Consider the following 17,012-nt stretch of genomic DNA (forward strand, 5'->3'; position numbering starts at 1 on the left):
ACCAGGCCGCGCCCTCCGGGGCGCAGCCTGGGCCAGGTCAGTCGGCGATCGCGCCGCGCGGGTCGACGGCCAGCACGTGCGCCTGCCACCCGGCCGGACAGCGCCGTACCAGCGCCTCGGCCTCCGCGGCGCGGCCGGCGTCGGCGAACGCCAGCACGGTCGGGCCCGCGCCGGAGACCACCGCCGGCACACCGTCGGCACGCAGCTGCGAGACCAGCGCCAGGCTGTCCGGCATCGCCGGGCGCCGGTACTCCTGGTGCAGCCGGTCCTCGGTGGCCCGCAGCAGCTCGGCCGGGCTGCTGGCCAGCGCCGCCACCAGCAGGGCCGCCCGCCCGGCGTTGCGCGCCGCGTCCGCGTGCGGCACCTCGGCCGGCAGCAGCGCGCGCGCCGCCTCGGTCGAGACCGGCTGCGGCGGCACGAAGACCACGGCGCCGATCCGCGGGTCGACCGAGCCAGGTACCGCGTAGAACGCGCCGTCGGGGTCCTGGCCGGAGATCACGAAGCCGCCGTACATCGCCGGCGCCACGTTGTCGGGGTGTCCCTCGATCTGCGCCGCCAGGTCGAGCAGGGCGGCGTCGTCCAGCAGCAGCCGGCCACCGGCGACCAGCTCACGCCCCAGCCACACCCCGGCCACGATCGCGGCCGAGGAGGAGCCGAGGCCCCGGGCGTGCGGGATCACGTTGTGGCAGACCAGGCGCAGCCCCGGCGGGGTGAGCCCGAGCCGGTCGAAGACGGCCCGCATCGAGCGCACCACGAGGTGGGAGTCGTCCAGCGGGACGGTGTCGGCCCCGACACCGTGGACCTCGACCACCAGCCCGGCGGCGATCACCTCCGCCTCGAGCCGGTCCCGCAGGTCCAGCGCGAGGCCGAGGGTGTCGAAGCCGGGGCCGAGGTTGGCCGAGGTCGCCGGCACGGAGACCCGGACGGGTCCCTCCACGAAGGTCATCGGCTCAGAGCCCGGCGGCGGCCGCGGCCGCGTCCACGTCGGCGTCGACGACGATGGTCGGCAGCTCCAGGCCCTCCAGCGCGGTCGCGATGTCCTTCAGGCCGTGACCCGTCACCGTCAGCGCCAGGGTCGCACCGCGGTAGGACTCCCCCGCCGCGAGCTCGGCCAGCAGGCCGGCCACGCTGGCCGCGGAGCCGGGCTCCACGAAGACGCCGTCGCGACGCGCCAGCTCCTTCTGCGCGGCCAGGATCTGGTCGTCGGAGACGGCGGCGAACCGGCCGCCGGACTCCTCGCGCGCCGCCTCGGCGAGCTTCCAGGAGGCGGGGTTGCCGATCCGGATCGCGGTGGCCTTGGTCTCCGGCTCCGGGAACGGCTCGCCGGTCACCAGCGGCGCGGCACCCTCGGCCTGGAACCCCCGCATCACCGGGCGCTTGGTCGAGTGCCCGGCGGCGGCGTACTGCGTGTAGCCGAGCCAGTACGCCGCGATGTTGCCGGCGTTGCCGACCGGGAGCAGGTGGAAGTCCGGGGCGTCGCCGAGGAAGTCGACGATCTCGAACGCCGCCGTCTTCTGGCCCTCCAGCCGGATCGGGTTGACCGAGTTGACCAGCGCGACCGGGTACTTGTCGGCCATCTCGCGGGCCATGTTCAGGCAGTCGTCGAAGTTGCCGCGCACCTGGATCACCTGGGAGCCGTGCAGGACGGCCTGGGCCATCTTGCCGGCGGCGATCTTGCCCTCGGGCACCAGCACGATGGGCGTCACGCCGGCCTTGGCGGCGTAGGCGGCCATCGAGGCCGAGGTGTTGCCGGTGGAGGCGCAGACGGTCGCCTTCGCGCCCTCGTGGACCGCGACCGAGAGCGCGGTGGTCATCCCCCGGTCCTTGAAGGAGCCGGTGGGGTTGTTGCCCTCGACCTTGAGCCACACGTCGGCGCCGGTGAGGCCGGAGAGCCAGCCGGAGTGCACCAGCGGGGTGCCGCCCTCGCGCAGCGTGACCGCGGGAGTGTCCTCGGGGATGTCCAGCAGGTGCCGGTACTCCTCGATCACGCCACGCCACTGGTGGGCGGTCGCCGTCCTCATGCTCACTCCTCGGCTCCTTCGACCCGCATCACCGAGGTGACCTCGCGGACGATGTCCATGGTCCGCAGCTGCTCGACCGTCGCCGAGAGCTGTGCGTCGGTGGCCTCGTGGGAGACGACCACCAGCTGCGCGTCGTCGTCGCGCCCCTCCTGCCGCACCGTCTGGATGGAGACGTCGTGCTCGGCGAAGGCGTGCGCCACCGTGGCCAGCACGCCGGCGCGGTCGTCCACGTCGATCGCGACGTGGTAGCGGGTGCGGGTCTGCCCCATCGACAGCACGGCCCGGTCGGCGTACGCCGACTCGCCGGCGCCGCGGGTCCCGGCGAGGTAGTTGCGCGCCACCGTGACCAGGTCGCCGAGGACCGCGCTCGCCGTCGGCGAGCCGCCGGCGCCGGGGCCGTAGAACATCAGCTGGCCGGCGGCCTCGGACTCCACGAACACCGCGTTGTAGGCCTCGCGGACGCTGGCCAGCGGGTGCGAGCGGGGGATCATCGCCGGGTGCACGCGCACCGAGACGGCCTCCTCGCCGGCCTCGTCGGTGCCGAGCTCAGCGATCGCCAGCAGCTTGACCACGCTGCCCATCTCGCGGGCGGAGCGGACGTCGCCGGCGGTGACGTCGGTGATCCCCTCGCGGTGCACGTCGGCTGCGGTCACCCGGGAGTGGAACGCCAGGCTGGCCAGGATGGCCGCCTTCGCGGCCGCGTCGAAGCCCTCGACGTCGGCGGTCGGGTCGGCCTCGGCGTAGCCGAGCGCCTGGGCCTCCTCCAGCGCCTCCTCGAAGCCGCTGCCGGCGGTGTCCATCTTGTCCAGGATGAAGTTCGTGGTGCCGTTGACGATGCCCAGCACGCGGGTCACGCGGTCACCGGCCAGCGACTCACGCAGCGGTCGCAGGATCGGGATCGCGCCGGCCACGGCCGCCTCGTAGTAGAGGTCGCGGCCGGCCTTCTCGGCAGCCTCGAACAACGTGGGCCCGTCCTCGGCGAGCAGCGCCTTGTTGGCGGTGACCACCGAGGCACCGCTCTCCAGCGCCGCCAGGATCAGGCCGCGCGCCGGCTCGATCCCACCGATCACCTCGACCACCAGGTCGATGTCGCCACGGGTCACCAGGCCCAGCGCGTCGGTGGTCAGCAGCCCCTCGGGCACCTCGACCTCGCGCTCGGCCTCGAGCCGTCGTACCGCGACGCCGGCGAGCTCCACGGGCGCTCCCACCCGTGCCGCCAGGTCGGCGGCCTGCTCCCCCAGCAGCCGGATCACCTGCGACCCCACCGAGCCGCAGCCCAGCACCGCCACCTTCAGCGGCCGGATCTCCAGCCGCTTGTCTCCCTCACTCAATTCAGCCCACATCCGTCGCCAACAGGTCGTCCTCAGTCTCCCGCCTCACGACCACACGCGCGACACCGTCCCGAACCGCGATCACCGGCGGCCGCAGCGCGTGGTTGTAGTTCGAGGCCATCGAGCGGCAGTACGCACCGGTCGCGGGCACCGCGAGCAGGTCGCCCGGCGCCACGTCGGCCGGCAGGAACTCGTCGCGGACCACGATGTCGCCCGCCTCGCAGTGCTGGCCGACCACCCGGGCCAGCAGCGCCGGCGCGTCGGAGTCGCGCCCGGCCAGGGTCGCGGAGTAGTCGGCGTCGTAGAGCGCGGTGCGGATGTTGTCGCTCATCCCGCCGTCGACGCTGACGTAGGTGCGCACCGCGCCCGCGTCCAGGGTGACCGGCTTGACCGTGCCCACGGTGTAGACCGTGCACATCGACGGTCCGACGATGGCCCGGCCGGGCTCGATCGAGAACCTCGGCTCGTCGACGCCCAGCGCCCGGCACTCGTGGGCGACGATCGCACGCATCGCCTCGGCCAGCGCCTTGGGCGTGGAGGGGTCGTCCTGGGTCGTGTAGGCGATGCCGAAGCCGCCGCCCAGGTCCATCTCCGGCATCGTCACGCCCAGCTCGTCGCGGACCCGGGCGTGCAGCCCGAGCACCCGGCGGGCGGCGACCTCGAAGCCGGAGGCGTCGAAGATCTGGCTGCCGATGTGGGAGTGCAGGCCGAGCAGCTCGATCCCCGGCGCGGCCGAGAGGCGGCGTACCGCCTCGAAGGCGTCGCCCGAGGTGATGGAGAGACCGAACTTCTGGTCCTCGTGCGCGGTGGCGATGTACTCGTGGGTGTGCGCCTCGACGCCCGCGGTGACCCGGACCATGACGCGAGCGGTCAGCCCGGTGTCACGGGTGATCATCTCCAGCCGCTCGATCTCGGTCACCGAGTCGACGATGATCCGGCCCAGGCCGATCGCGACCGCGCGCCGCAGCTCCTTGATCGACTTGTTGTTGCCGTGATAGCCGATCTTCGCCGGGTCGACGCCGGCACGCAGCGCCACCGTCAGCTCGCCGGCCGAGCAGACGTCGAGGAAGAGACCCTCCTGGTCGACCCAGCGCGCCACCTCGGTGCACAGGAAGGCCTTGCCGGCGTAGTAGACGTCCCAGCCGGCGAAGGCGTCCCGGAACGCCGACGCCCGGGTCCGGAAGTCCTCCTCGTCCAGCACGAAGGCGGGCGTGTTGTGCTCGGCGACCAGGTCGGCGACCGCCAGGCCACCGATCACCAGGTCACCGTCGCGCTTGTGGGCGGTGCTCGACCACAGCTGCGGCACCAGGGCGTTGACGTCGGCGGGTGCGCTCAGCCAGGCGGGCCCGCGCAGGGCTCCGGGCGCGTGCGCCCAGCCGGCCTCGTGGGTCATCTGCTCTCCCCCGCGCTCACATGCGCTCGGGCGCGGTGACGCCGAGCAGGTCGAGGCCGTTGGCGATCACGGTCTGCACGGCGACCACCAGCACCAGCCGGGCCAGGTTCTCCGGGCCGACGGGCTCGTCGCCCTGCGGCAGCATCCGGCACTCCTTGGTGTCGTACCACTTGTTGAACACCGAGGCGGTGTCCTCCAGGTAGCGGGCGATGCGGTGCGGCTCGCGCAGCTCCGCAGCGCTGGCCACGACCCGCGGGAACTCCGCCAGGGCGCGCAGCAGCTCGCCGTCGCGCTCGTGGCCGAGCAGCGAGGGGTCGAACTCCTCGGGGAGCGCCATGCCCAGGTCGCGGGCGTTCTCGACCATCCGGCAGGTGCGCGCGTGGGCGTACTGCACGTAGTAGACCGGGTTGTCGTTGGAGGCCTTGGTGATCTCGGCGACGTCCAGGGTCAGCGGCGAGTCGGCCGGGTAGCGCGCCAGGGAGTACCGCAGCGCGTCCACGCCGATCTCCTCGGCCAGCTCGTTGAGCGTGACGATCGTGCCCGCGCGCTTGGAGAGCTTCAGCTCCGCGCCGTCGCGGTAGATCTTCACCAGCTGGCCGATCAGCACGTCCAGGGTCTGCTCCGGGTCGTCGCCGACGCAGGAGGCCATCGCCTTGAGCCGGCCGACGTAGCCGTGGTGGTCCGCGCCGAGCAGGTAGATGCAGTGGTCGTAGCCGCGCGTGCGCTTGTTCAGGTAGTACGCCGTGTCCGAGGCGAAGTAGGTCAGCTCGCCATCGGACTTGATCAGCACCCGGTCCTTGTCGTCGCCGAAGTCGGTGGTGCGCATCCACAGCGCGCCGCCGTCCTCGAAGACGTGGCCGAGCTCCTTGAGGCGGGCCAGGGTCTCGGGCACCGACCCCGAGTCGTGCAGGGACAGCTCGGAGAACCACACGTCGAAGTGCGTGTTGAACATCGCCAACTGGTCCTGCTGCTCCTTCAGCTGCAGCTCGTAGCCCTTGGCGCGGACCGCGGCGAGGCGCTCGTCGGCAGGCAGCTCGAAGATGCCGGGGCTGGCCTCCCCGACGGCCTTGGCCAGGTCGTCGATGTAACCGCCGGCGTACCCGCTCTCGGGGGTCGGCTCACCGAGGGCGGCGGCGATGATCGAGCTCGCGAAGTTGTTCATCTGGACGCCGCGGTCGTTGATGTAGAACTCGCGGGTCACCTCGGCACCGGCGGCCGCCAGCACCCGGCCGATGGCGTCGCCGAGCACGGCCCAGCGGGTGTGGCCGAGGTGCAGCGGGCCGGTCGGGTTGGCGGAGATGAACTCGACGTTGATCTTCTGCCCGGCCAGGGTGTCGGTGTGGCCGTACGCCGCCCCGGCGGCCACGATCTCGCCGGCCAGGCGGCCCTGGGCGCCGGCCTCCACCGAGATGTTGAGGAAGCCCGGGCCGGCGATCTCGACGCCGGCGATGCCGTCGGCCTCGCCCAGCCGGGCGGCGATCAGCTCGCCGAGCGCGCGCGGGTTGGTGCCGGCCTTCTTGGCCAGCTGCAGCGCGACGTTGGTGGCGTAGTCGCCGTGCCCCTTCTGCCGGGGTCGCTCCACCGTCACGCTGGTCGGGAGGCCGTCGGGCAGGGTGAGCGCACCCTCCGCGACAAGCGCCTCGAGAGTGCCGACGATCGTGGTGGAGAGCTGCTCTGGGGTCACCCCGCCAGCCTATCGGCGCGTGCCGGTTTCTCTCGCACCGAGATGGCCCTGTAGTGTTCGGCGCGCGCCGCTGAGGTGGCGCGGATGCCTCCGTAGCTCAGGGGATAGAGCACTGGTTTCCGGTACCAGGTGTCGCAGGTTCGAATCCTGCCGGAGGCGCATCGGGAGGTCGTACGACCTCGCCGAGGAGCCGGATCCACGACCACGTGGGTCCGGCTCCCTCGTTTTTCGGCGCTGGCCCGGCACCGGCCGGCACTGGCCGGCGCCGTCAGGAGTGCTCGAGGGTGATGGTGACGCCGTCCCCGGTCAACGTGAGCACCGTGCCGTCGAGCGTGGCGGCCACCCCCGCGTCCAGCAGCTCCACCAGCCACGCGTCCTGGGCGGCGAGGTCGTCCGGGCATCCCCTCATGGTCGAGGCCGGCTCCGCGGTCCACCGCAGCGTCCCGTCCTCGACCTCGTAGTCGCCGAACAGCGTGTTGCAGCCGGCGACCACCGACATCGACCCGGCCTTGAAGGAGATCGACACCCGGGTCCTCGGCACCAGCTCGTGCCCCTCGACCGAGGTGGACTGGTAGATGCTGCCGTCGAGCTCGTCCACGCTCACCGCCCCCGGCGACCCCTCGCTCGGGCTGGCGGACGCCGTGTCGGTGGCCTCCTCCGACTCCCCGTCGCCACATCCTCCGAGCAGCAGCGCCGCGAGCAGCACCGCCACCGGGCCGATCGGTGCTCCCCGCATGTGCCCACCTCCAGGACGGGGCTTCGCGCCCCGTCCGTGATCATCGCCCACCGCGACGCCTGACGGAAGGGCCGGGCGACATCGCGGGTGGCTGTGGCAGGGTGAGCCACCACCGCCTCGGCGACCGGGAGGACTGATCGCGTTGGATCGGGCGTACTGGGAGAACCACGCCGCGGCGTTCGCGGTGCTCGGCCGGCTGCACCGCGAGCCGCCGTCGGACGAGGCGCTGGCCTCGATCACCGGCCTGCTCGACGAGTGGCCGCTTCCCGGCACGCCGGGTGCGGCCGCCGGGCTCGACCGGCTGCGGCGCTCCCGCGACGCCGGCGAGGACGCCGCCGCGGTCCGCGCCGACCACGACCGCCTGTACGGCGTCTCGGCCGTCGCCCTGGTCGCACCGTACGAGTCCGTGCACCGCGGGCAGGACCGCCTGGTCTTCGACACCGCCACGCTCCAGGTGCGCGAGTCCTACCGGGCGATCGGGCTCCAGGCGCCGCGGCTGAACCTCGAGCCGGACGACCACATCGGGCTGGAGTTCGACTTCGTGGCGCAGGCCGTCCTGCGGGCGATCGGATCCCCCGACGACGCGGTCGCCGAGGCGGCGCTCGAGCCGGCGCGGGCGTTCCTCGTCGAGCACCTGCTGCCGTGGGCGCCGGCGATGCTCGTCCGGGCCGCGACCACGGCCCGGACCGACTTCATGGCCGGCATAGCGCTGCTCTCCTCGGGAGCGTTGGACTCCGCCCGCGCCGCCTTCGGGCTGCCCGCGGAGGACGCCACCGGGAGCGCCGCGGACCGCTGACCCTCGGTGCCCGACCGCTCGCCGACCCGGGCGCCGGGGGTCTGGTCACCGCCGACGGGCGGTGATACACAGGTGGGGCGATTGGTGGCTCGTCCTACTCGGAGGAACGTCCCATGTCGATCAACCACACCGATGCCCCGGACGATGCCGCGAGCGGGACCGACCGGCGTACCTTCCTGAAGTGGTCCGCAGCCGTCGGCGGCACCGCGGCCCTGGTGCCGGTGGTCACCGAGCTCGGGATGCCCGGGTCGGGCCCGGCCGCGGCCGCGGCGGGCTCGGCCGAGGAGGCGACCTTCGTCTGGTCGGCGTGCACCGTGAACTGCGGCTCGCGCTGTCCCGTGCGGCTGCAGGTGGAGGACGGCACCATCGTCCGGGTGCTGCCGGACAACACCGGCACCAACGAGATCGGCAGCCAGCAGGTCCGCGCGTGCGTGCGCGGCCGCTCCATCCGGCACCGGATCTACAACCCGGACCGGCTGAAGAAGCCGATGAAGCGCAAGCCGGGCACGAAGCGCGGCGACGAGGAGTGGGAGACGATCTCCTGGGACCAGGCGCTCGACGAGATCGCCGAGAAGATGAAGGACATCAAGGCCCGGTTCGGCAACGAGGCGTTCTACATCAACTACGGCACCGGGACCCTCGGCTCGGTGATGGCGAAGTCCTGGCCGCCCGACAAGAGCCCGTTCGCCCGGCTGATGAACACCTGGGGCGGCTACCTGGACCACTACGCGGACTACTCGACGACCGAGATCACGGCCGCCTACCCCTACTTCTACGGCACCTGGGTCGACGGGAACACCTTCGACGACGTCAAGAACTCCGAGCTCCAGGTGATGTTCGGCAACAACCCGCTGGAGACCCGGATGTCCGGCGGCGGCCAGCTTCTGGTCTCCCAGCAGACCAAGGTCGAGCACGGCGTGAAGACGATCATCGTCGACCCCCGCTACTCCGAGACCGCGGCGCTGCTGGGCGACGAGTGGGTCCCGCTGCGGCCCGGCACCGACGCAGCCCTGGTCGCCGGCCTGCTCCACGTGATGGTCACCGAGGACCTCCACGACCAGGAGTTCCTCGACAAGTACTGCGTCGGCTTCGACGAGAAGACCCTGCCCGAGGGCGCGCCCAAGAACTCCTCCTACCGCGCCTATCTCGAGGGCAAGGGTCCCGACACCACCGAGAAGACGCCGGAGTGGGCGGCCGACATCACCGGCGTCCCGGCGAGCCGGATCCGCCAGCTCGCCCGGGAGATCGCCGGCGCCAAGCCGTGCGCGATCACCCAGGGCTGGGGTCCGCAGCGCCACGCCAACGGCGAGAACTCGGCGCGGGCGATCTTCCTGCTGGCCGCCGCCACCGGCAACGTCGGCGTACCGGGCGGCGGGACGGGGGCCCGCGAGGGAGCCCAGTACCTCTCCATCGCCGAGCCGTTCGGCAGCGAGCTGATCAATCCCTCGGAGAAGATCATCTCGGTCTTCGGCTGGCTCGACGCCATCCAGTACGGCGAGCAGCTGGACACGTTCAACGCCGGCGTGCTGAGGAAGCCCGGCCCCGGGATCCGCGACGGTGAGGTGCCGGTCGACGAGCAGGGCAACGCGACCAACATCCGCCTCGAGGTGCCGATCAAGATGGTCTGGCAGTACTCGGGCAACTCGATCGTCAACCAGACCGGCGACAACAACGCCTCGATCAAGATCCTCCAGGACGACACGATGTGCGAGCTGATCGTCGTCTGCGACATCCAGTACACGGTCTCCGCGCGGTACGCCGACTACATCCTGCCCGGGACCTCCACGGCCGAGGAGGACGACATCCACCCCGGCGAGAACGGCGGCCCGATGGCGTACGGGATCATCTCCAGCCAGGCGATCGAGCCGCTCTACGAGTGCCGGACCGTGTTCGACATCTGCACCGACCTGGCCGACCGCCTCGGCACCAAGGAGAAGTTCACCGGCGGCAAGACCCGCGAGGAGTGGCTGCGCGAGGCGATCAAGCAGAGCCGCGAGATCGATCCGGAGCTCCCCGACTACGACGAGTGGAAGGCGATGGGCATCTACCGTCGCGACATGGGTCCGGCGGTCTCCCTGGCCGACTTCCGCAAGAACCCGAAGGCGAACCCCCTGCCCACCCCGTCGGGGAAGATCGAGATCTACTCCGACCGACTGGCGGCGATGGCCGAGAAGTGGCAGTTCGGCGTCTTCCACGAGGAGAAGGCGGGCGACCGCCTGGTCCCCCTCCCCGAGTACGTCGAGACCTGGGAGGGTCCGCTGGAGACACGCGCCTCCGAGGAGTACCCGTTCCAGGTGATCGGCCACCACTTCAAGGGCCGCACGCACTCCTCCTACGGCAACGTCGACTGGCTCAAGGCGGCGCACCACCAGACCGCGTGGATCAACACCCTCGATGCCGCGGACCGCGGGATCGACAACGGCGACCAGGTCTTCGTCTACAACGACCGGGGCACGATCAAGCTCGAGGCCCGCGTCACCGAACGGGTGATGCCGGGCGTGATCTCGGTGCCGCAGGGTGCCTGGTTCGACCCCAAGGGCGCCGACGAGGTGGAGCCACCGGACGGCGCCAACCCGGACCATCCGGTCGACGTCGGCGGCAACACCAACACGCTGACGTCCCTGCACCCCTCGGCGCTGGCCAAGGGCAACGCGGCGCACACCGTCGCCGCGAACGTCGTCAAGGCATGACCGGCATCGCCTGATCGTCCGAGGAGCCAGAGATGACCGAGACACCGACCCCCTCCCCGTCGCCGACGAGCCCCAACGAGTCCGTCAGCGGGACCGGGACCATCACCAGGACCGACAACCAGACCGAGGCGGGCGCCGACTACGGCTTCTACTTCGACCAGTCCCTGTGCACCGGCTGCAAGGCCTGCGGCATCGCGTGCAACGACAAGCACGACCTTCCCGAAGGCGTCATGTGGCGACGCGTGGTCGAGTACTCCGGCGGCTCCTGGATGCTCTCCGACGACAACACCGTCACCCAGGACGTCTTCACGTACTACACCTCGATCGCCTGCAACCACTGCGAGGACCCGATCTGCGTCGAGGTGTGCCCCACCACGGCGATGACCAAGCGCGAGGACGGGACGGTGTACGTCGACGACGACAAGTGCGTCGGCTGCCGGTACTGCGAGTGGGCGTGCCCCTACAGCGCCCCGCAGTTCAACGCCGAGATCGGGCACATGACCAAGTGCGACCTGTGCTTCGACTACCGCTCCGAGGGGCTGACCCCGGCCTGCGTCGCCGCCTGCCCGTCCCGGGCGCTCGACTGGGGACCGATCGCCGACCTCCGGGATCAGTACGGCGACCAGAGTGGTCTGGCGCCGTTGCCCGACCCGAGCCTCACCGATCCACACCTGGTGATCACGCCGCACCGCGACTCCGAGCCGTGGGACCACGCGTCGGGCCACATCGCCAACCCCGACGAGATCTGAGGAGGAGCTCAGATGAGCCTGCACGACCTCCCGATGGTGCTGTTCACGGTCTTCACACAGATGGCCGTCGGCACCTTCCTCGCGCTCGGCGTGGTGTTCCTGGCCACCCTCGGCAAGCCGAAGCCCGACCGGGTGATCGACCCGGTGCTCTACGCGATCGGCCCGGCCCTGGTCTTCGGCCTGGCGGTCTCGACCCTGCACATGCACGACATCACCCACACCCTCAACGTGATCCGCCACTGGAACTCCTCGTGGCTGACCAGGGAGATCCTCTTCGGCGTCGCCTTCGCCGGCGTGGGGTTCCTGTTCGCGCTGCTGGCCTGGTTCCAGATCGGCAGCCGGACGATGCGGCAGGTGGTGGCGTTCGTCGCCGCGCTGCTCGGGATCGGGCTGGTCTGGGCTCAGTCGATGGTCTACTACTCGCTGCGCACCGTGCCCGCCTGGCGCACGTGGGAGGTGCCCTTCTTCTTCTTCGCCACCACGGTGCTCCTCGGGGCGCTGGCGGTGGGCGCGGCGATCATGGTGACCACCGTCGTCCGCGCCTGGCATGCATCCCGGGCCGCCGACGCGGACGGCACGGGCGGCGCTGCCCCGGAGGCCGGGCCAGCGACCGGCGCCGACCCGGGGACCGAGACCAGTGCCACCGGCTCCGGCGGCGGCGCGGACGCCGGCGGCACCAAGGGCGGGATCGCGGTCCAGACCCGCGCCCGCGTCGCCGAGATCAACGCCCCCACCACCGAGGAGGAGTGGCAGCTGACCGTACGCATCCTCCGGGCGATCGCGGCCGTCGGCGCCGCGACGGCCGTGGCGATCCTCGTGGTCTACCCGGTCTACCTGGCCGACCTGGGCCGGGGCGACGCGGCGGCGCAGGCCACGCTCGATGAGATGACCGACGGCCCGATGCTGTGGATCCGCCTGGTCCTGCTCGGCCTCACCGCGGTCGTCCTCGGCGTCTTCGTCTACCGGATGGCCGAGACCACGCCCCTGGCGCAGGCCCGCTCCCTGGCCCTGCTGGTCCTGCTCTGCTTCGCGATGGCGCTGGCCAGCGAGCTGCTGGGCCGCACGCTGCACTACACGACCCAGATCCGGGTCGGGATCTGACGCGAGTGGATACCGGCGCCGGCGTCGCGGCCGCGGGCTTCGCGGTCGCGCGACTCCTGATCACGCCGCCCGACGACGCGTTCCTGGGTCGGCTCGCCGACCCGACCGGCCGGCAGTCCTGGCCGATCCGCGACCCGGCCACGATGCTCGGCCTGCGTACCCTCGCCGAGCCGTTCGGGCTGGCCGAGGTCCGCGCCGACTGGGCCCGGCTCTTCGAGCCCGGGGCCGACCCGGTCCCGCTCCGCGAGTCCGAGTGGGTCGACCTCCCCGGCGGCGCGGACCAGCTCGTGACCGCCCTCGAGCAGCGCTACGCGGCCGCCGGCGTGCGACGCGCGCACGTCGGCGCGTGCCCGGCCGATCACATCTCCCGGGAGCTGATGTACCTCGCGCACCTCGCCGCGCGGCTCGAGCGAGACCCCCGGCCAGTCGGGCAGCGGGGCGGTCCGCGGCCGGAGGACGAGATCCTCGACTTCGCCACCACCCACCTCGACCGGTTCGCCGGCGACGCCCTGGAGGCGATCCGGGCGCGCGCCACCACACCGCCGATGCGGGCGCTCCCCGACCTCGCGGTCGGCGTGCTGGACTCGATGGCGGCGCTCGTCGCGACCTCCGCCGCCGGGGGCCGGTGAGGCGTGCCCGCCGACCAGACCGCCGACCAGACCGCCGACCAGCCCTCCGAGCAGACCGACCGGGGCCGGGAGCTGGCCCGGTGGGTCCTGGCCACCGGCGCGCCGGAGGCGGCGGTCCTGGCCTGCGTCCACGCCGCCGACACGCGCGTCCCGGTCGGAGCGGTCTGCGTGTTGCTGCCGGGGTGCCTGGACTCCGTGGACGTCGGCCTGCCGGCGCAGCTGCTGGCCTGCGGCGTCCGCGAGGTGCGGGTGACACCGTGCCCGCAGCACCCGGCCCGCGCGGCCGCGCGCGCAGCCCAGTGGGCGAGGGTCCTCGACGGCGTGACCCACGGGTCCACCGGGCGGCCGCGACGGGCGCGGCGCAGCGGGCCGACGTTCAGCCTCGCCGACGGGCGAGCCAGCGATCGGCCGACGGTCTCGCGCAGGCGGCTGCTCGGACTGGGACGGGCCGCGCAGCCGCCGTTCGACCTCACGCTGGACGAGGCCGGGCGGGGCCTCGCCGCCCTCGCAGTGCTGCGCCGCGAGGGCAGGGCACGACCACTGCCGGACGCGACACCCCCAGCGCCCGTCCCGGCGCCGCCGGTCCCCGAGCGAGCCGGCGGGGCCGGGTCTGCCGCTCCGGGCGAGCCGGTGGCGGAGCGGGAGTCGGCCGTCGCGGCGCGGCTGGTCGCGACCGGCTGCATCGCGTGCGGGGTCTGCGTGCAGGCGTGCCCGCACGACGCGCTCCGGCTGACCGACCTGGAGGGATCCTCCGTGCTGCGCCACCGTCCCGCGGACTGCCGCGGCGAGCAGGAGTGTGTCCGGCTGTGCCCGGAGAGCGCCCTGGCCGACGCCGGCGGGCTCTCGCTGCTCGACCTCGCTGATGCCTCGGGGGTCGTGCTGGCCCGGGTCGAGACCAACGCCTGCACCCGCTGCGGCGCCCGGCACCCGGCCGACGAGGGCCCGCTGTGCTCGCCCTGCGCCTACCGCCGGGCGAACCCGTTCGGTTCCGTGGTCCGCACCGGTCGACGCTCGGGCGGGCAGTCACCCGGCTGACGCGATGGCCGGCGTCGGGTCGGGTCAGCAGCTGTCGAGCATCTCCCGCAGCGCCCGCACCTCGCTCGCGTCCGCGGCGAGGCCCCAGCGGTACTTCGTCGTCACCCAGCGCACTGCGTACTCGCACTGGTAGGTCTGCCGCGGCCGCCAGGAGGCCGGGTCGTCGTCGCCCTTCGCGGCGTTCGTCGGGCCGTCCACGGCGAGCAGCACGCCCAGGTCGTTGGCGTAGGCCTCGCGCCGGTCGGCGGACCAGGCGGCCGCACCGGAGCGCCAGGCCTCCGCGAGCGGGACCACGTGGTCGATCTGGATCGCCTGGGCCTGACGCAGGTCCTTGAGGTCGTCGAGGACCAGCGTGGCACCGGTGTAGGGGTCGATCCACGTGCCGGCCAGGACGTCGTGGTCGCAGGAGCCCTGCGGGGCGACGGTGGTCGTGCCGCGCACGGCATCGCGGACCAGCACGTCGTCGCGCTGGTTGCACCCGTTGCCGTCGAGGTCGGCCCAGGCCCGCCCGAACGCCTCGCGCCGGTAGTCCGGCAGCTCGCGCGGGTGTCGGTCGACCCGGCCGAGCCCGTCGAGGTGCGCCGCGGCCTCGGTGCGGGTCGCGGCCGGCACCGGCGTCGTCGCGGATCCCGGCGTCCCCGGCTCCGAGGTCGAGCAGCCGCCGGCGTACGTCGTCAGGGCCACCCCCGCGCCCGCCGCGACCAGGATCACCCGCACAGCCCTCTGCCACCCCACGGGCCGACCCTCGCACGAGGGCCCGCCACTACTATCCGCAGGTGCCTGTTTCGCCCGCAGAACCCCCCGCCGACTCCCCCGCCGACGACCTCGCCGTGACGGTCTACACCGACGGCGCCTGCCTCGGGAACCCCGGCCCCGGGGGCTGGGGCGCCGTCCTGACGTACGGCGCCCACGAGCGGGAGCTGTACGGCGGCGAGCCGGACACCACGAACAACCGGATGGAGCTGATGGCCGCCATCCAGGCATTGGAGACGCTGAACCGACCCTCGCGGGTCGTGCTGTTCACCGACAGCAGCTACGTCCGCAACGGGATCCTGTCGTGGGTGGCGAAGTGGAAGGCGAACGGCTGGCGCACCGCATCGAAGCAGCCGGTCAAGAACGAGGACCTGTGGCGCCGGCTGGACGAGGCGGCGGCGCGGCACGACGTGACCTGGAACTGGGTCAAGGGCCACGCGGGCGACCCGGGCAACGAGCGGGCCGACGAGCTCGCCGGCCGCGGCGCGCGCGAGGTCGCCGGGAGCTGATCCCCCGGCGCGCTCGACGTCAGGCGTCGGCGCCGTGCCTCAGCAGCGGCTGATCACCGCGTCCTTGCGCGCGTCGTCGCCGTAGCGGCGGGCCTCGGCGGTGTTGGGCAGCACCACGCTGGCGCCGCCGACGTTGCCGATGCTGCCTCCGAGGACGCAGCCGGTGATCTTGGTCGGGTCGACCTGGGCGACGGCCTGGCCCAGCTTGAACAGCTCGGTCGGTCCGAGGTCGGTCTCGAGGTGCTGCAGCACGCTCATCACACCGCCCTCGACGAATCCGGGCTCGGACGCCCGGTCGGCGACCTTCTGCTGGATGCCTCGCAGGACCCGCTGCTGGTTCGCGGAGCGGTCGAAGTCGCCGCCGGGCAGCGACTTGCGGATCCGGCCGAAGGCGGTCGAGCCGTGGCCGTTGAGGCGCAGCTTGCCGGCCTGGAAGCCCTGGGGCCACAGGTACGGGTCGGAGAAGTAGCGCGGGTTCTCCACGGTGATCCCGCCGATGTCGTTGACCATGTCGCGCAGGCCCCAGAACGTGGTGACCATGACGTAGTCCGGCTGGATCCCGATCAGGTTGCCGACGGCCTGGCCGAGCAGGTCGGGGCCGCCGAAGTAGAGCGCGGCGTTGATCCGGTTGGACCCGACGCCGGGGATCGAGACCCAGCTGTCCCGGGGGATGCCGATCGAGGTGGCCGCGCCGGTCGCGGTGTTCATGCCGACCAGCTGGAGGGCGTCGCCGCGGGTACGCAGCGGGTTCTCCCCCTGCCGCGCGTCGGCCCCGACCGCCAGGATCCACACGATGTCGGGATCGACGTCGACCGCCTCGGCGCGCTCGATCTTGACCAGGGAGAAGCGGGTGGGCGCGGGGGCCGCGTCCGGGACCAGCACCACCGTCAGCGCGAGCACTGCGGCCAGCGCCGCCGTCTTGAGCAGCCGCAGCCGCATCGGTCCCCGCATCATGCGTCCCCTCCGGCCTTGCTCTGGTCGGCCCGGTCGGTCTTGTCGGCGGGCGCGAACGAGCCCCGCTCCACCGTGAAGCCGAACACCTTCCACCCCTTCTTGACCGGGCTCAGCATCAGCCGCCCGACCACCTTCTCCTGCCGCTTCGCGCCCTCGCGCTGGAGCACCACGCGGAACCGCGCGGTCGCGGCGGCGACCTCGCCGCCCGGGGCGAGCACGTCGACCTTCACCACGGCCGGGCGGACCTCGACGCCATCGGCCGAGGCGAGCGCGGCGTTGGTCAGCAGCGCTCGCTGGCGCTTCGCCGACGCGGCGGCCTGCGGGGTGAAGTCGGCGAACGCGGTGCCGAGGTCCACGGCCGATCCGGTCTCGACGTAGGCCGCCTCCATCCAGTCGGCGACCACCTCCCGCACGTCGCGCAGGACCTCGCGGCGGTCGGACCGACCCAGGCGGCCCGTGACGTTGCCCACATCCGCGCGTACCGAGAACGGCGTCGGCTCGGCCGTCACGGGCGTCGGGGTGGTCTGCGCCGCGGGCGCCGCGTCGTCCGAGCAGGCGGCTGTGAGCGGCATCAACGCGGCGATCACAGCGGCGGCGGCGGACGTCGTACGGCGTGGGGATCGGGACATGG

General features: G+C 72.7%; 16 protein-coding genes and 1 tRNA gene. 8 read left to right on the plus strand and 9 right to left on the minus strand.

The window, feature by feature from the left end; all coding sequences use genetic code 11:
* Positions 1-37: 37 nt before the first annotated feature.
* From thrB to argS, 5 genes are read right to left on the minus strand one after another with little or no spacing between them, the layout of a single operon-like run.
* Positions 38-946: a homoserine kinase gene (thrB, locus tag E8D34_RS03700; RefSeq protein WP_136593226.1), complete on the minus strand. Its 909-nt coding sequence runs from the start codon at positions 944-946 to the stop codon at positions 38-40.
* Between the two features lie 4 nt (positions 947-950).
* Positions 951-2,021 (minus strand): threonine synthase, encoded by a 1,071-nt coding sequence (gene thrC, locus E8D34_RS03705; protein ID WP_136593227.1) that lies wholly within the window; start codon positions 2,019-2,021, stop codon positions 951-953.
* Positions 2,022-2,023: 2 nt separating this feature from the next.
* The gene (locus tag E8D34_RS03710) at positions 2,024-3,364 is read right to left on the minus strand and encodes a homoserine dehydrogenase (RefSeq protein WP_136593228.1); all 1,341 of its coding nucleotides are present in this window, start codon (positions 3,362-3,364) and stop codon (positions 2,024-2,026) included.
* Positions 3,354-4,745: a diaminopimelate decarboxylase gene (lysA, locus tag E8D34_RS03715; protein WP_136593229.1), complete on the minus strand. Its 1,392-nt coding sequence runs from the start codon at positions 4,743-4,745 to the stop codon at positions 3,354-3,356. The genes E8D34_RS03710 and lysA overlap by 11 nt, the downstream gene beginning before the upstream one ends.
* A gap of 16 nt (positions 4,746-4,761) precedes the next feature.
* Positions 4,762-6,429 carry an arginine--tRNA ligase gene (gene argS, locus E8D34_RS03720; RefSeq protein WP_136593230.1) on the minus strand — a complete coding sequence of 556 codons (1,668 nt, stop codon included), beginning with the start codon at positions 6,427-6,429 and terminating at the stop codon, positions 4,762-4,764.
* Between the two features lie 86 nt (positions 6,430-6,515).
* Between argS and E8D34_RS03725 the strand changes: the two genes are divergently transcribed.
* Positions 6,516-6,588 (plus strand) — tRNA-Arg (locus E8D34_RS03725).
* 109 nt (positions 6,589-6,697) lie between these two features.
* On the opposite strand, the gene E8D34_RS03730 is transcribed toward E8D34_RS03725, so the two are convergent.
* Positions 6,698-7,165 (minus strand): META domain-containing protein, encoded by a 468-nt coding sequence (locus tag E8D34_RS03730; RefSeq protein ID WP_136593231.1) that lies wholly within the window; start codon positions 7,163-7,165, stop codon positions 6,698-6,700.
* Positions 7,166-7,307: 142 nt separating this feature from the next.
* Between E8D34_RS03730 and E8D34_RS03735 the strand changes: the two genes are divergently transcribed.
* From E8D34_RS03735 to E8D34_RS03760, 6 genes are all read left to right on the plus strand, one after another.
* Positions 7,308-7,961, plus strand: coding sequence for a molecular chaperone TorD family protein (locus E8D34_RS03735; RefSeq protein ID WP_168929317.1), 654 nt, complete (start codon positions 7,308-7,310; stop codon positions 7,959-7,961).
* Positions 7,962-8,074: 113 nt separating this feature from the next.
* On the plus strand, positions 8,075-10,651 hold the full coding sequence (locus tag E8D34_RS03740; RefSeq protein WP_136593233.1) for a DMSO/selenate family reductase complex A subunit: 2,577 nt from the start codon (positions 8,075-8,077) through the stop codon (positions 10,649-10,651).
* A 32-nt stretch (positions 10,652-10,683) separates the two neighbouring features.
* Positions 10,684-11,400 carry a DMSO/selenate family reductase complex B subunit gene (locus E8D34_RS03745; protein ID WP_136593234.1) on the plus strand — a complete coding sequence of 239 codons (717 nt, stop codon included), beginning with the start codon at positions 10,684-10,686 and terminating at the stop codon, positions 11,398-11,400.
* Between the two features lie 12 nt (positions 11,401-11,412).
* On the plus strand, positions 11,413-12,501 hold the full coding sequence (locus E8D34_RS03750) for a DmsC/YnfH family molybdoenzyme membrane anchor subunit (RefSeq protein ID WP_136593235.1): 1,089 nt from the start codon (positions 11,413-11,415) through the stop codon (positions 12,499-12,501).
* Positions 12,502-12,506: 5 nt separating this feature from the next.
* The gene (locus tag E8D34_RS03755) at positions 12,507-13,130 is read left to right on the plus strand and encodes a molecular chaperone TorD family protein (protein WP_136593236.1); all 624 of its coding nucleotides are present in this window, start codon (positions 12,507-12,509) and stop codon (positions 13,128-13,130) included.
* A 3-nt stretch (positions 13,131-13,133) separates the two neighbouring features.
* Positions 13,134-14,165 (plus strand): 4Fe-4S dicluster domain-containing protein, encoded by a 1,032-nt coding sequence (locus tag E8D34_RS03760; RefSeq protein ID WP_136593237.1) that lies wholly within the window; start codon positions 13,134-13,136, stop codon positions 14,163-14,165.
* A gap of 24 nt (positions 14,166-14,189) precedes the next feature.
* On the opposite strand, the gene E8D34_RS03765 is transcribed toward E8D34_RS03760, so the two are convergent.
* Positions 14,190-14,900, minus strand: a complete 711-nt coding sequence (locus E8D34_RS03765) for an HNH endonuclease family protein (RefSeq protein ID WP_136593238.1) — start codon at positions 14,898-14,900, stop codon at positions 14,190-14,192.
* A 41-nt stretch (positions 14,901-14,941) separates the two neighbouring features.
* On the opposite strand from E8D34_RS03765, the gene rnhA reads away from it, so the two are divergent.
* Positions 14,942-15,427, plus strand: a complete 486-nt coding sequence (rnhA, locus tag E8D34_RS03770) for a ribonuclease HI (RefSeq protein WP_168929318.1) — start codon at positions 14,942-14,944, stop codon at positions 15,425-15,427.
* A 39-nt stretch (positions 15,428-15,466) separates the two neighbouring features.
* Here rnhA and E8D34_RS03775 read toward each other — a convergent pair whose 3' ends face one another.
* Positions 15,467-16,381 carry an LCP family protein gene (locus E8D34_RS03775; RefSeq protein ID WP_240771076.1) on the minus strand — a complete coding sequence of 305 codons (915 nt, stop codon included), beginning with the start codon at positions 16,379-16,381 and terminating at the stop codon, positions 15,467-15,469.
* Positions 16,378-17,010 carry a hypothetical protein gene (locus E8D34_RS03780; protein ID WP_136593239.1) on the minus strand — a complete coding sequence of 211 codons (633 nt, stop codon included), beginning with the start codon at positions 17,008-17,010 and terminating at the stop codon, positions 16,378-16,380. Before E8D34_RS03780 ends, E8D34_RS03775 begins: the two co-directional genes overlap by 4 nt.
* Between the last annotated feature and the right edge of the window lie 2 nt (positions 17,011-17,012).

Source organism: Nocardioides sp. GY 10113 (assembly GCF_004919105.1).
Taxonomy (GTDB): Bacteria; Actinomycetota; Actinomycetes; order Propionibacteriales; family Nocardioidaceae; genus Nocardioides.

Coding starts and splice junctions, on each gene's coding strand:
- thrB (WP_136593226.1), bottom strand. CDS start 946: ATGACCTTCGTGGAGGGACCCGTCCGGGTCTCCGTGCCGGCGACCTCG.
- thrC (WP_136593227.1), bottom strand. CDS start 2,021: ATGAGGACGGCGACCGCCCACCAGTGGCGTGGCGTGATCGAGGAGTAC.
- E8D34_RS03710 (WP_136593228.1), bottom strand. CDS start 3,364: ATGTGGGCTGAATTGAGTGAGGGAGACAAGCGGCTGGAGATCCGGCCG.
- lysA (WP_136593229.1), bottom strand. CDS start 4,745: ATGACCCACGAGGCCGGCTGGGCGCACGCGCCCGGAGCCCTGCGCGGG.
- E8D34_RS03730 (WP_136593231.1), bottom strand. CDS start 7,165: ATGCGGGGAGCACCGATCGGCCCGGTGGCGGTGCTGCTCGCGGCGCTG.
- E8D34_RS03740 (WP_136593233.1), top strand. CDS start 8,075: ATGTCGATCAACCACACCGATGCCCCGGACGATGCCGCGAGCGGGACC.
- E8D34_RS03745 (WP_136593234.1), top strand. CDS start 10,684: ATGACCGAGACACCGACCCCCTCCCCGTCGCCGACGAGCCCCAACGAG.
- E8D34_RS03750 (WP_136593235.1), top strand. CDS start 11,413: ATGAGCCTGCACGACCTCCCGATGGTGCTGTTCACGGTCTTCACACAG.
- E8D34_RS03775 (WP_240771076.1), bottom strand. CDS start 16,381: ATGATGCGGGGACCGATGCGGCTGCGGCTGCTCAAGACGGCGGCGCTG.
- E8D34_RS03780 (WP_136593239.1), bottom strand. CDS start 17,010: ATGTCCCGATCCCCACGCCGTACGACGTCCGCCGCCGCCGCTGTGATC.